Source organism: Arthrobacter sp. zg-Y179 (assembly GCF_020907345.1).
Lineage (GTDB): Bacteria > Actinomycetota > Actinomycetes > Actinomycetales > Micrococcaceae > Arthrobacter_B > Arthrobacter_B jinronghuae.
Genome location: NZ_JAJJOB010000009.1, coordinates 111408 through 124857, shown reverse-complemented (window position 1 = coordinate 124857; position 13450 = coordinate 111408). Strand labels below are relative to the sequence as shown.

Genomic DNA, 13450 nt, shown 5'->3' with positions numbered 1-13450 from the left:
CCGGATGTGGAAGCGGGGACTAAAGACCCGTGAAGCTGACCGGTACTAATAGGCCGATAACTTACACCACACCAGCACCTGGACGGACACGACTTCAAACGGTCCGTCAAAGTATAAAGGGTGTTGTAGATCATGCTGCTTGCGTCCACTATGTGGTTCCCGGACAACAACACCGTTGTTGCGCCTGGAACACGAACCCACTATGCCTCCTTGTCCGGGGGGCGGGTTCACCAATATTTACCGCACTGCCGGCACCCCCTTTGTTATGGAGGTGGTTTCGGGACGTGTTGTAACCATTGTTTTCCCCTTCACCCCTTTGGGGTGGGTGCGGGTAGAAGGGTTACGGCGGTCATAGCGTGGGGGAAACGCCCGGTCCCATTCCGAACCCGGAAGCTAAGACCCACAGCGCCGATGGTACTGCATCCGGGAGGATGTGGGAGAGTAGGTCACCGCCGGACAATTATTGAAGAGGTTGAGCCCGTACCAGTGTTGGTACGGGCTCTCCTTGTTTAACCCGCCCGATGCGTCCCGGGAGCTCGAACGCGGCTGGGGCCGGCGTCGTGCTCCGTGCCCTGGGCCAAGATGATGTCCGGTGGCCTTGGTGTCGAGACTCACTCGCTTACCTGGCTCGAATGGGCGAGCGGAATCGGCGCCAGGGAGCGCACTGCACTAGAATTACCCAGAGGCATGATCGCCTCCCATAACTTTTACATCTTCATTACAGGTACATAGTGACGAGCGACTGCAGTAATTCCGTTGGTCGGCTCATGACGAGAGGAACTCAGCAGCATGTCAGAGCAAAATAACAGGGATCAGCGGGGCGGCGACGCAAACAACGCAGCCCGCAACAGCAGCTCGTCGGACCGCCGCGATGACCGCGGACGCCCCGCCACGAATGACCGTAACGCCCCCAAGCGCTTTGAAGACCGCAAGCCGTCCTTCGGCGGCCGTCCCGCACGCGACGGCGAACGTAAGTCGTTCGGCGACCGCGGAGCAGCCGGTAAGCCGTCGTATTCGAAGGACCGCAAGCCGTCCTTTGGCGATCGTTCGGCACGCGATGGTGATGATCGCCGTCCCGCACGCGACGGTGAGCGTAAGCCGTTCTCTGAGCGCAGCGGTGAGCGTAAGCCCTTCGGTGACCGCGGCGATCGTAAGCCGTCGTTCGGAGGCAGCGACGATCGTCGTCCTGCCCGTGACACGGAAGGCCGGCCCCCCTTCAACAATCGTTCTGAACGGAATGACCGTGCCAGCCGGGGGAGCGATGACCGCCGTCCGCCGCGTGACGGTGATCGTAAGTCGTTTGGTGATCGTGGGGATCGTAAGCCGTTCTCGCGTGATGATCGTCCGCAGCGTGATTCCCGTCCGCCCCGTGATGGTGAGCGTAAGCCTTTTGGCGACCGCGGCGATGACCGCCGTCCCGCACGCGACGGTGAGCGTAAGCCGTTCTCACGTGATTCCCGTCCGCCGCGTGATGGTGAGCGTAAGCCGTTTGGTGATCGCGGTGAGCGTAAGCCGTTCTCGCGTGATGATCGTCCGCAGCGTGATTCCCGTCCGCCGCGTGATGGTGAGCGTAAGCCGTTTGGTGATCGCGGAGATCGTAAGCCGTCGTTCGGCGGCGATGACCGCCGTCCGCCGCGTGATGGTGAGCGTAAGCCGTTTGGTGATCGCGGAGATCGTAAGCCGTTCTCGCGTGATGATCGTCCGCAGCGTGATTCCCGTCCGCCCCGTGACGGTGAGCGTAAGCCGTTCGGTGACCGCGGAGATCGTAAGCCGTTCTCGCGTGATGATCGTCCGCAGCGTGATTCCCGTCCGCCCCGTGACGGTGAGCGTAAGCCTTTTGGCGACCGCCCCTCACACGGTTCCGACCGTCCGTCGTTCCGCCGCGATGACGCCCCGGCCGCAGCTCGTCCCCGTAATGCCAAGGACCTGCGCAGCGCCAACCGGCCCGACCGCGAACGTTCACCGGAAATCGATGAGGACGTTACAGGGCAGGAGCTGGACAAGGTCACCCGCGCCCAGCTGCGCAACCTGGAGGAAGTCAACAGCGAGTGGGTCGCCAAGCACCTGGTCATGGCCGGTCGCTTGATCGACGACGAGCCTGAGCTGGCTTTCCAGCATGCACTGGCCGCCAGCCGCCGCGGCGGACGCATGGCAGTGGTCCGCGAAGCCGTTGGCCTGACCGCCTATGCAGCCGAGCACTTCGGTGAAGCACTGCGCGAGTTCCGCACCTACCGGCGGATCAGCGGTTCCAATGCCTACCTGCCGATGATGGCCGACTGCGAACGCGGTCTGGGCCACCCGGAAAAGGCACTCGACATGGCACGGTCCGAAGACGCCAAGGACCTTGACACCGCCGGCCAAGTGGACCTCGCCATCGTCGTCTCCGGCGCCCGGATGGACATGGGCCAGTTCGACGCAGCTGTTGCCGCACTGGAGATCCCGCAGCTGGACCGTAACCGGGCCTTCTCCTACAGCCCGCGGCTGTTCCGTGCCTACGCGGACGCCCTGGAGGTTGCCGGCCGCAACGAAGAAGCACAGAAGTGGCAGAAGCAGGCCCTGCGGGCAGACGAAGCCCTGGGCTTCGGCGACTTTGCAGAGCCTGAAATCTTCGACTTGGTACCCGAGGAAGAAGAACGCCCCAAGCGCCGTCCCGAGGCCCGCGAGGACCGTTCCGGCGCCTACTTCGCACCGGCCGAAGAAGCCCCGAAGGACAACCTTGAGCCGTCCGAGGACATCGACGCGCTGCCCAGCGACGAGCAGGAAAACCTGCTCACCGAGGACAGCGACGTCAACGACGACGGCGAGGCCGTGGAAGTCGTAGTCTCGGACTTCAATTACGACGACGACGACGAGGAAACCCCTCGTGAAGACGCCGACGAGACGGAGCAGCAGCGCACTGATGGCTAATCCTTCACTGGTCTCCGGTTACGACGCGGTCTTTTCCGACCTGGACGGCGTTGTCTACGCCGGACCGCACGCTATTCCGGGGGCCGTGGAGGCCCTCGGCAGGCTGGCCGATGTATCGGTCCAGCTTGCCTACATCACCAACAACGCATCACGCTCCTCGGCAACTGTTGCGGCCCACCTGCGCGAACTCGGAGCACCCGCCACCGCGGAAAATGTGTTCGGGTCCGCGCAGGCGGGCGCGGAGCTGCTGGCAACCAAGGTTGCCCCGGGAAGTAAGGTGCTGGTCACCGGCAGCGCGACCCTGGCTGCCGCCGTCGACGCCGTGGGCATGGTGCGCGTTGCCTCGGCTGATGACGCTCCCGACGCCGTCATCCAGGGGTTCGATCCCACCTTGGGATGGGCGGACCTGGCCGAGGCGGCCTTCGCCGTTGAACGCGGAGCAGTATGGGTGGCCACGAACACGGACCTGTCCATTCCGCAGGCGCGCGGCATTGCGCCCGGCAACGGAACCCTGGTGGCCGCCGTCGGTGCCGCCACGGGACGGGTTCCCTTTGTTGCCGGCAAACCTGAAGCTCCGCTGTTTACGACGGCGGCACGCCACTTGGACGTCCATCGCCCGCTGGTGGTGGGGGACCGGCTGGACACGGACATCCTGGGCGGCACCAACGCCGGTTTTGATACCGCGCTGGTACTCACCGGCGTCGACACCCCGGTGACGGCGCTGGCCGCACGGACCCCGGAGCGGCCGGTGTACCTCATTGAGAACCTTGAAGCGTTGTTTGAACCGTATCCGGCACCCGTCCTCGAGGGCGGGCAATACCGCTGCGGCAAAGCTGCCGCCTGGGTGGAGGACACCGCTGTAGTAATTGCAGGCGATTCCTCGGATCTGGACAGCTGGCGCGCAGGTTGTGCCGCCTGGTGGGCCGCCTTCCCGGACGTGGAATCGGCCCAGGCACCCGAGATCCGCTGGACTGTCACCGCCCGCGGCTAGGCTTCCAAGAGAAGCTCCGTTCATCATTTACGCATTCACCGTCAATGCATCCCGCATGCAACAACAGGAGGAAGACCGATGCCTGAATCCCAGCCGTCAACGCCATGGCCGCAGACACCGGTCTCCACGGACGACGATGCAGTCGATTCCCTTCTCGATGACCTCGCACCGCTGGCTGCTCAGCCCGTGGCGGCTCACGCAGCGGTCTACAGCGAAATGCATGATGCCCTGCTTACCGAGCTGAACACCGAGCCCGCGGCACCTTCCCCGGCAGCAGCTCCAAAGGCGCCGCCGGCTCCCGGGATCCACCACGGGACAGCAGACTAGGCATGCCCAGACTCGACCAGGAACTCGTCACCCGAGGACTCGCCCGCTCCCGGACCCAGGCGGCCAAGCTGATTGCCGCAGGGCGGGTACTGCGCGCCGGGAAGCCCGCCGTCAAACCCTCGGCACCGGTGGACGCCGGGGAACGCCTTGTTGTGCTCGATGACGGACTGCCGGACTATGTCAGCCGCGCCGGGCACAAGCTCGCCGGCGCCCTTGCTGCCTTCCCCGCCGTGCAGCCGCCTGGACTGCGCTGTCTCGACGCCGGTGCCTCCACCGGAGGCTTCACCGACGTCCTGCTTCGCTCCGGCGCCGCACACGTGGCCGCCGTCGATGTCGGGCACGGACAGCTGGTGGAACCCCTTCGACAGGATCCCCGGGTAAGTGTCTACGAGGGCATGAATGTCCGTTACCTCAACCCGGAGGACATCGGGGGCACCGTTGACCTGACGGTCGCGGATCTGTCGTTCATCTCCCTGACAAAGGTCGTTGGCCCGCTGGCGGCCGCCACCCGCCCCGGTGGAAGCCTGCTGCTCATGGTGAAGCCCCAGTTCGAGGTGGGGCGTGAGAGGCTGGACCGGACGGGAGTGGTTACCGATCCGCTCCAGCACCGTTCAGCCGTGACGTCCGTGGCGGCGGCAGCGCTTGGTGCGGGGTTGGAAATCGCGGGCATTGCACCAAGTCCGCTTCCCGGCCAGAACGGCAATGTGGAGTTCTTTATGTGGCTGCAGGTTCCCCTGCAGCACTCCGCCTCCACAGCTGAGCAAACCGCGGGAAACGCAGCGGGTGCCGGCGCATCGCCTGCCGATGCGGCTGCCGAACTGGTAGCTACGGCGTTTGCCGGGTTTGCGGAGCGGAAGCCCGCCGTAGAAGACTGACGGATGGGCATGCCGCAGGCATTCACCCGTAGGACGAAGAGGATGAAGACGGACATGAGCAGACGCATACTGGTTTTGGCCCACACCGGGCGGCGGGCCGCCATGACTGCTGCCCAGGAAGCCTGCACCCAGCTTCATTCCTCAGGACTCATTCCGGTGATGCGGCGCAGCGACCTCGAAGACATCCAGGCCGAATACGGAGTACTCACCGCCCCCACGGAAATCCTTGACGAGGATGTCGTACTGGACGACGTGGACCTGGGCATGGTGCTCGGCGGCGACGGGACCATCCTGCGCGCCGCGGAACTGGTCCGCGGAACCAGCGTGCCCCTGCTGGGCGTCAACCTGGGACACGTAGGCTTCCTGGCCGAAAGTGAACGTGCCGACCTCGCCCAGACCGTCCACTGGGTGGTGGAGCGCGCCTACACGGTTGAAGAACGCATGACCATTGACGTGAAGGTCTGGTTCGGCGGAGAACTCATCTCCCGCACATGGGCGCTGAACGAGGCAGCAGTGGAAAAGGCTGACCGCCAGCGGATGCTCGAAGTGGTCATTGAAGTAGATGCCCGCCCGATCAGTTCCTTCGGATGCGACGGTGTCGTGCTGGCCACGCCCACCGGCTCCACCGCCTACGCCTTCTCCGCTGGCGGACCGGTGGTCTGGCCCGAGGTCGAGGCACTGTTGCTGGCACCTATCAGCGCACACGCCCTGTTCGCCAAGCCGCTGGTGGTATCGCCGGCGTCCGTGCTGGCGGTGGAGATCCTGACCCGTACCGACGCTGCCGGAGTGCTCTGGTGCGACGGCCGGCGCAGCATCGACCTGCCCCCGGGATCGCGTGTCGAGGTGACCCGGTCCAAAACACCGGTCCGCCTGGCGCGTACCCATCTCACCCCGTTCTCGGAACGGCTGGTCCGTAAGTTCCAGCTGCCCACCCACGGGTGGCGCGGACCGGCCCCGGTACCCGCGGCCGGGACCCAGCTCAGCCCTGCAGGAGACGGCGACAAAGCACCTGGCCGGCGGGCAGCCAGGGACGCAGCAGTTTCGGACAGCGGAGGCATTGTCGAATGATTGAGGAAATCCGGATCCGGGACCTCGGTGTCATCACCGACGCCACCTTGGACCTAGGCCCAGGCTTCACTGTGGTGACCGGTGAGACCGGCGCCGGCAAGACCATGGTCATCACCGCGCTGGGACTGCTCCTGGGCGCTCGTTCCGACGCCGGTGCCGTCCGCATCGGTGCCAAATCCGCCGTCGCCGAGGCCCTCGTACATGTGGATCCGCAGAGCCCTGCGGCTGTCCGTGCGGCCGAGGCGGGAGCCGAACTCGAGGAGTACGACGGCGCCGCCGAACTGACGCTGGTCCGTACCGTCAACGCGGACGGCCGCAGCCGTGCACACGTGGGCGGACGGTCGGCTCCGGTGGGCGTGCTGGCGGAAGTGGGTGAGCACCTGGTGGTGGTGCACGGGCAGACCGACCAGCTGCGCCTGAAGAGTGCCGCAGCGCAGCGGGAGGCACTGGACAAGTACGCCGGTGCCCCGCTTGCCGCCGAACTGGGCACCTACCGCGAGGACTACGCCCGCTGGCGGGCCGCGGCGAAGGAACTCGCCGAACTGCGGGACCAGGCCCGGGACCGGCTGCGCGAAGCCGAATACCTGACTGCTGCGCTGGAGGAAATCGAAGCGGTGGATCCGCAGCCGGGGGAGGACGATTCCCTCAAGGCAGAGGCCATGCGCCTGAGCAACCTCGAGGAACTGCGCACAGCTGCAGTGAGCGCCCATGCGGCTCTGATCGCGGACGATTTTGCTGACGGCGGGGACGCCACGTCACTGGTGGACGCAGCCAAGCGGCAGCTGGAATCCGCAGGGGAACACGATCCGGCCCTGGCTGCCTCCGGGCAGCGCCTGGCCGAGGTGGGCTACATCCTGGCCGACATCGCCACCGAACTGGCCAGCTACGGAGCTTCACTGGACTCCGAGGGACCGGAACGGCTGGCCGAAGTGGAGTCCCGCCGGGCGGAACTGGCAGGCCTGGTCCGTAAATACGCCCCCTCGATCGACGGGGTCCTGGAATGGAGCGGCGAAAGCGCCAAACGCCTCGCCGAACTCAGCTCCGACGATTCCCGGATCGAAGCACTGGAGGCGGAGATCGGGGCCCTTGGCGAACGCCTGGCGACCCGCGGAGCGGCCCTGACCAAACTGCGGACCGAGGCTGCCGCGGAACTCGCGCAGCGGGTCAGTGACGAACTCACGGCGCTGGCCATGAAGGACGCCAACCTGGTCATCGAGGTGGAACCCACGGGGGAGCCGGGACCGCACGGTGCCGACAGCATTTCCTTCCTGCTCGCTCCGCATCCCGGCGCCCCGGCCCGCCCGCTGGGCAAGGGAGCCTCCGGCGGTGAACTCTCCCGCGTGATGCTGGCGATCGAAGTGGTCCTGGCCGCGGTGGATCCGGTCCCCACCTTCATCTTCGACGAAGTGGACGCCGGCGTCGGCGGCAAGGCGGCCGTCGAAATCGGCCGCCGGCTGGCCATGCTGGCGAAGCATGTGCAGGTGATCGTCGTGACCCACCTTCCGCAGGTGGCGGCATTCGCCGATCACCACATCCGCGTGATCAAAACCTCCACGGCAGCCGACGACGGTTCAGGCGTCACCGCCAGCGACGTCCGGGTGCTGGGCCAGGAGGAGCGGATCAAGGAACTCGCCCGGATGCTTGCCGGGCAGGAGGACTCGGCGTCGGCCCGTGCCCACGCCGAGGAACTGTTGGATTCAGCGGGGCATCTTCAGTGAAGTCCCGACGGAAACAAGACACAGGTCAAACCCGAAACGACAAAAGGTGATAGGCTCGAACTCCGTGGTGCAGCGATCAAATTCCAGGTTTCCCAAGTCGTCTTCTACGACCAAACACATCTTCGTCACCGGTGGCGTGGCGTCCTCACTTGGCAAGGGACTGACAGCGTCAAGTCTCGGCCATTTGTTGAGGTCGCGAGGCATAGCGGTGACCATGCAGAAGCTCGATCCGTATTTGAATGTGGATCCGGGCACAATGAACCCCTTCCAGCACGGCGAAGTCTTCGTGACCGACGACGGCGCCGAGACCGACCTCGACATCGGACACTACGAGCGGTTCCTTGATGAGAGCCTCGACGGCTCCGCCAACGTAACCACCGGCCAGGTGTACTCCACGGTTATCGCCAAGGAACGCCGCGGCGAATACCTCGGCGACACGGTCCAGGTCATTCCTCACATCACCGACGAGATCAAGCGCCGGATGCGCCTGCCCTCCGAGGCGAAGAAGACCCCCGACGTCATCATCACCGAAATCGGCGGCACGGTAGGCGACATCGAGTCCCAGCCGTTCCTCGAAGCGGCTCGCCAGGTCCGCCAGGACATCGGCCGCAGCAACGTCTTCTTCCTGCATGTTTCCCTCGTGCCGTACATCGGCCCGTCCCAGGAACTGAAGACCAAGCCGACGCAGCACTCCGTGGCCGCCCTGCGGTCCATCGGCATCCAGCCGGACGCCATCGTCATCCGTTCCGACCGCCCGGTGCCCGATGCCATGCGCAACAAGATCGGCCGCATGTGCGACGTCGATGTTGATGCCGTCATCGGCTGCCCGGATGCCCCGAGCATCTACGACATCCCCAAGACGCTTCACTCCCAGGGCCTGGACGCGTACATCGTCCAGCACCTGGACTTGAAGTTCAAGGACGTCAACTGGACCAAGTGGGACCGCCTGCTTGAATCCGTGCACAACCCGAAGCACCACGTAGACATCGCCCTCGTGGGCAAGTACGTGGATCTGCCGGACGCCTACCTGTCGGTTACCGAAGCACTGCGTGCCGGCGGCTTCGCCAACAAGGCCAAGGTCAACATCCGCTGGGTACCCTCGGATGACTGCGATACTCCCGAAGGTGCAGCCAAGGCCCTGGCCGGGGTGGACGCGATCTGCGTTCCCGGCGGCTTCGGCATCCGCGGCCTCGAGGGCAAGCTCGGCGCCCTGACCTACGCCCGGGAGAACAAGCTTCCGACGCTGGGCCTGTGCCTTGGCCTGCAGTGCATGGTCATTGAATACGCCCGCAACGTGGTGGGCCTGGAAGGCGCTTCCTCCTCCGAGTTCGAACCGGATACCCAGTACCCGGTTATCGCCACCATGGCCGAGCAGAAGGACATTGTCGCCGGCGGCGGCGACATGGGCGGCACCATGCGCCTTGGCCTGTGGGACGCGAAGCTGGAACCGGAATCCGTGGTCGCCAAGACCTACGGCAAGACGGAGGTGGCCGAGCGCCACCGCCACCGCTACGAGGTCAACAACCAGTACCGCGACCAGATTGCCGACGCCGGCCTGGTGTTCTCCGGAACCACCACCGACGGCGGTCTGGTGGAGTTCGTCGAGCTTCCGGCCGACGTCCACCCGTACTACGTCTCCACGCAGGCACACCCGGAGCTCAGCTCCCGTCCGACGCGGCCGCACCCGCTGTTCGCCGGACTCATCAAGGCTGCCCTGGCCCACCAGAGCGGCAAGGCCTAGCCATGGCACCGGGGTTCGCCGACGAACAAAGCCCGCGCCCGCTGCTGGAATCGGAAACGGTTTACAGCGGTCCGGTGTGGGACGTGGTCAAGGAGAAGTTCCTCCTGACCGACGACGGCGAACCCCTGGTCCGTGACTACGTCGCCCACCCCGGCGCCGTGGCCATCCTGGCCATGAACGACGCCGGGCAGGTGCTGCTGATCAACCAGTACCGGCACCCGGTGCGGATGACCCTGTGGGAAATCCCGGCCGGGCTGCTGGACGTGGAGGGCGAAGACTTCCAGGTCGGCGCCGCCCGCGAACTTGCGGAGGAAGCCGATCTGCAGGCCTCTGAGTGGCAGGTCCTCACTGACCTGTTCCTCTCACCGGGTTCCTCCCGGGAAGCCCTGCGCATCTACCTGGCCCGCGGTATCTCGCAAGTCCCGGAGGCGCAGCGGCACACCCGCACCCAGGAGGAAGCTGAAATCACCACCGCATGGGTGGATCTGGATGAGGCCGTGCAGGCAGCACTGCAGGGACGCATGCACAGCCCTTCCGCGGTGGCCGCCGTCCTGGCCGCCGCCGTCGCCCGAGGCAACGGGTACCGTGACCTGCGGCCCGCCGACGCCCCGTGGCCCGAACACCACTCGCAGCACTCCTCCTGGGCCAACGGCCCCGTGCGCTAGGAACCACAATGCCCGGCGCTGATGCTGATGCCAGCTCTACGAATAACGACACCGTTGCCATTAACCTGCGCGGGTCCCTGAATCCCACCCTCAAGCTGGACCTGGAATCGGAAGAGGCACGGCGGCTGCGGGACGCAGACCTGGCCGAGCTGGACCGGACCGGTTCCATGCAGCCGCTGCCCAGGCACCCGGCGGTGCCCGGGGCCGATGCCGAGCCAGACTCAGGCCCCGCCCGCCCAGCCGCAACTAAAGCTGCACCCAAGCCGGCCACCCAGGCACGCACACGTGCCGCGACGATGAATTCGGCGGCCGAGGAACTGCGTTCCACGCCCGCGGGACGAGCCATCGGCAGCTACCTGCAGCACATGGCCGTTGAACGCGGCCTGGCGGTCAACACCCTCGACGCCTACCGCCGGGACCTGCTGCGGTACGCCCGTTTCCTGAGCGCCCGGGGCGTGGAGGACATTTCACGCATTTCCCGCCACGACGTAACGGCGTTCGCCCAATCGATTTCCGAAGGCTCCGACGGCGCCTCCGCACTGAGCGTGCGCTCGGCTGCCCGCACCATCGTAGCGGTGCGCGGACTCCACCGGTTCTGGGCGCTCGAAGGCATGACCGCCGCCGATCCGGCGTCGGACGTACACCCGCCCATGCCGGGCAAGCGCCTGCCCAAAGCGATCAGCGTCAACGAGGTCACCCGCATCCTGGAGGCTGTCAGCCTCGATACGCCCTCCGGGCTCCGGGACCGTGCCCTGCTCGAGTTCCTGTACTCCACCGGAGCGCGCATCAGCGAGGCCGTGGGCCTGGACGTCGATGACCTGTCCCTGGAGCGTATCCCCGCCAAGGGTCCGGACGTTGTGCGGCTGTTCGGCAAGGGGTCCAAGGAGCGGCTGGTTCCGCTGGGTTCCTATGCTGCCCGCGCCCTGGACGAGTACATGGTGCGCGGACGCCCGGCGGCCTCTGCCAAGGGCAAGGGCACGCCTGCCCTGTTCCTGAATGCGCGCGGCGGACGGCTGTCCCGGCAAAGCGCCTGGACCATCCTGAAAAACGCCGCTGAGAAGGCCGACATCGGCCGGGACGTTTCTCCGCACACCCTGCGGCACTCGTTCGCCACGCACCTGCTCGAAGGCGGTGCGGATGTCCGTGTGGTCCAGGAACTGCTCGGCCACGCCTCGGTGACCACCACGCAGGTCTACACCCTGGTGACGGCGGAAACACTGCGCGAGGTTTACGCCGCAGCCCACCCGCGGGCGCTGTAGTGCAGTTCCGCGCCTCGCCGGTTGTCCTGTGCTTCCTGTTCCGGGAGGCACGGGATGGTCGGCAGGTGCTGATGGGATTGAAAAAGACCGGCTTCGGCCTCGGCCGGGTCGTCACGCTCGGCGGGCACGTCGAAGCGGGGGAGACCCCGGAGCAGGCCGCCGTGCGGGAGGTGGAGGAAGAGTCCGGCGTCATCGTCGCGGAAAAGGATCTCACGCGTGCCGGCACCATCGAGTGGATCTTCCCGGCACAGCCCGCGCTGGACATGTCCACGGTGCTGTTCCGTGCACTCCGCTGGGACGGCGAACCGGCGGAGTCTGACGAGATCCTTCCGGCCTGGTATCCGGCCGGGGAAATGCCCTACGCCAAGATGTGGCCGGATTCGGCCCTCTGGATGCCCCGCCTTCTGGCCGGGGACTATTTCAACGCTGTCATCACTATCGCTGCCGACAACGTCAACGTCTCCAGCGTCGTCTTTTCCTAGCAGGGGACCAGGTCCCCTTGGGCGGCTCATGGAATCCCGCGCGGCGAGGACTCGGGAGAGACGGGGAGGCAACAGGACCTCCATAAGACGCCCGGGGGGATTAGTGAGACCCGGACCGGCATGGCTCCCGATGCACGCACAGGGGACCCCGGATAAGGCGGCTTTAATATTCCCTGCGAGCTCTGCGAGCAAGGGAATTTCGTTGCCGCCGTTCCGGGGCCCCCGATGGTGCCCCGGCGCCGGCCCCCAACGGGACCCGGCGCCAGCCAAAGGACGAAGACTACGGCAGGTGCCGCTCCTCGGCCCCGTTGTACTCGCTCAGCGGGCGGATCAGGGAGTTGGCTTCGAGCTGCTCCATGATGTGCGCCGTCCACCCGGTGATCCGCGCAGCGACGAACAGCGGCGTGAACGTGAGCGTGTCGAAGCCCATCAGGTGGTAGACCGGGCCGGCCGGGTAGTCCAGGTTCGGCAGGATGTTCTTGCGCTCACCCATGGCCGATTCCAGTGCCGTGTACAGCTCGCCCATGTCCGGACGGTCGTAGTACTTGACCATGTTGTCCAGGGCGGACTTCATGGTGGGTACGCGGGAGTCGCCGTTCTTGTAGACCCGGTGGCCGAAGCCCATGATCTTCTTCTTCTCCGCCAGCGCCTCGTCCAGCCAGGCCGCGGCGTGGGCGGCGACGTCGCCGCCGGCCGCGCTCTCGGTGATCTCCGCGAACGTGTGCATGACGGCTTCGTTCGCGCCGCCGTGCAGCGGGCCCTTGAGCGCGCCGATGGCACCGGTCACGGCCGAGTGCAGGTCCGAAAGCGTGGAGGTGATGACGCGGGCGGTGAAGGTGGACGCGTTGAAGGAGTGCTCCGCGTACAGGATCATCGAGACGTTGAAGGCCTCCACCACCTCGGGCGCGGCTTCCTCGCCGAAGGTCATCCAGAGGAAGTTCGCCGAGTAGTCCAAGTCGTCGCGCGGTTCCACGACGTCCTCGCCGCGGCGGCGGCGCTGGTCGTAGGCGACGACGGCGGGCATGGCAGCGAAGAGGCTGACGGCCTTGTCCATGTTGGCCTGGACGGAGGAATCCCCGGCCTGCTCATGGGATGCGCCCAGCACGGATGCCGCGGTACGGCAGACGTCCATCGGGTGGCAGGTCACGGGCAGCGCGTCAATGACGGCCTTCAGTTCGGGGGTGAGGGCGCGCTGGCTGCGTTCCCCTTCCGTGAATTCCGCCAGCTGCCCTTCGGTGGGAAGCTCGCCGTTCCACAGCAAGTAGGCCACCTCTTCGAAACTGCACCGGGCGGCGAGTTCCTGGACGGGATAGCCGCGGTACAGCAGGGAATTGGTTTCCGGGTTGACCTTGGAAACGCGGGTGGTGTCTACGAGTACCCCCGCCAGGCCCTTGTGGATCTGGGTGTCTGTCATTGG

General features: G+C 66.1%; 11 protein-coding genes and 1 rRNA gene. 11 read left to right on the top strand and 1 reads right to left on the bottom strand.

Going from position 1 to position 13450, the window contains the following annotated elements; translation table 11 throughout:
* The first annotated feature begins 341 nt into the window (after positions 1–341).
* The 11 genes from rrf (at position 342) to LOC56_RS11250 (ending at position 12033) form a co-directional block, all read left to right on the top strand.
* Positions 342–458, top strand: a 5S ribosomal RNA gene (gene rrf / locus LOC56_RS11300).
* Between the two features lie 331 nt (positions 459–789).
* Positions 790–2907, top strand: coding sequence for a hypothetical protein (locus LOC56_RS11295; RefSeq protein ID WP_229952362.1), 2118 nt, complete (start codon positions 790–792; stop codon positions 2905–2907).
* Positions 2900–3898 carry an HAD-IIA family hydrolase gene (locus tag LOC56_RS11290; RefSeq protein ID WP_229952361.1) on the top strand — a complete coding sequence of 333 codons (999 nt, stop codon included), beginning with the start codon at positions 2900–2902 and terminating at the stop codon, positions 3896–3898. Before LOC56_RS11295 ends, LOC56_RS11290 begins: the two co-directional genes overlap by 8 nt.
* A gap of 78 nt (positions 3899–3976) precedes the next feature.
* Complete coding sequence (locus tag LOC56_RS11285; protein ID WP_229952360.1) at positions 3977–4225, top strand: hypothetical protein; 249 nt, start codon at positions 3977–3979, stop codon at positions 4223–4225.
* A gap of 2 nt (positions 4226–4227) precedes the next feature.
* Complete coding sequence (locus LOC56_RS11280) at positions 4228–5100, top strand: TlyA family RNA methyltransferase (RefSeq protein ID WP_229952359.1); 873 nt, start codon at positions 4228–4230, stop codon at positions 5098–5100.
* Between the two features lie 54 nt (positions 5101–5154).
* A complete protein-coding gene (locus tag LOC56_RS11275; protein ID WP_229952358.1) occupies positions 5155–6168 on the top strand; it encodes an NAD kinase in 1014 nt (337 codons plus the stop codon).
* Positions 6165–7886 (top strand): DNA repair protein RecN, encoded by a 1722-nt coding sequence (recN, locus tag LOC56_RS11270; protein ID WP_229952357.1) that lies wholly within the window; start codon positions 6165–6167, stop codon positions 7884–7886. Before LOC56_RS11275 ends, recN begins: the two co-directional genes overlap by 4 nt.
* Before the next feature lie 46 nt (positions 7887–7932).
* Positions 7933–9627, top strand: a complete 1695-nt coding sequence (locus LOC56_RS11265) for a CTP synthase (protein WP_308219818.1) — start codon at positions 7933–7935, stop codon at positions 9625–9627.
* A gap of 2 nt (positions 9628–9629) precedes the next feature.
* The gene (locus LOC56_RS11260; RefSeq protein WP_229952355.1) at positions 9630–10292 is read left to right on the top strand and encodes an NUDIX domain-containing protein; all 663 of its coding nucleotides are present in this window, start codon (positions 9630–9632) and stop codon (positions 10290–10292) included.
* 296 nt (positions 10293–10588) lie between these two features.
* Positions 10589–11551: a site-specific tyrosine recombinase XerD gene (xerD, locus tag LOC56_RS11255; RefSeq protein ID WP_229952371.1), complete on the top strand. Its 963-nt coding sequence runs from the start codon at positions 10589–10591 to the stop codon at positions 11549–11551.
* Positions 11551–12033 (top strand): 8-oxo-dGTP diphosphatase, encoded by a 483-nt coding sequence (locus LOC56_RS11250; RefSeq protein WP_331460936.1) that lies wholly within the window; start codon positions 11551–11553, stop codon positions 12031–12033. The genes xerD and LOC56_RS11250 overlap by 1 nt, the downstream gene beginning before the upstream one ends.
* Positions 12034–12313: 280 nt before the next feature.
* On the opposite strand, the gene LOC56_RS11245 is transcribed toward LOC56_RS11250, so the two are convergent.
* Positions 12314–13447, bottom strand: coding sequence for a bifunctional 2-methylcitrate synthase/citrate synthase (locus LOC56_RS11245; protein ID WP_229952354.1), 1134 nt, complete (start codon positions 13445–13447; stop codon positions 12314–12316).
* Between the last annotated feature and the right edge of the window lie 3 nt (positions 13448–13450).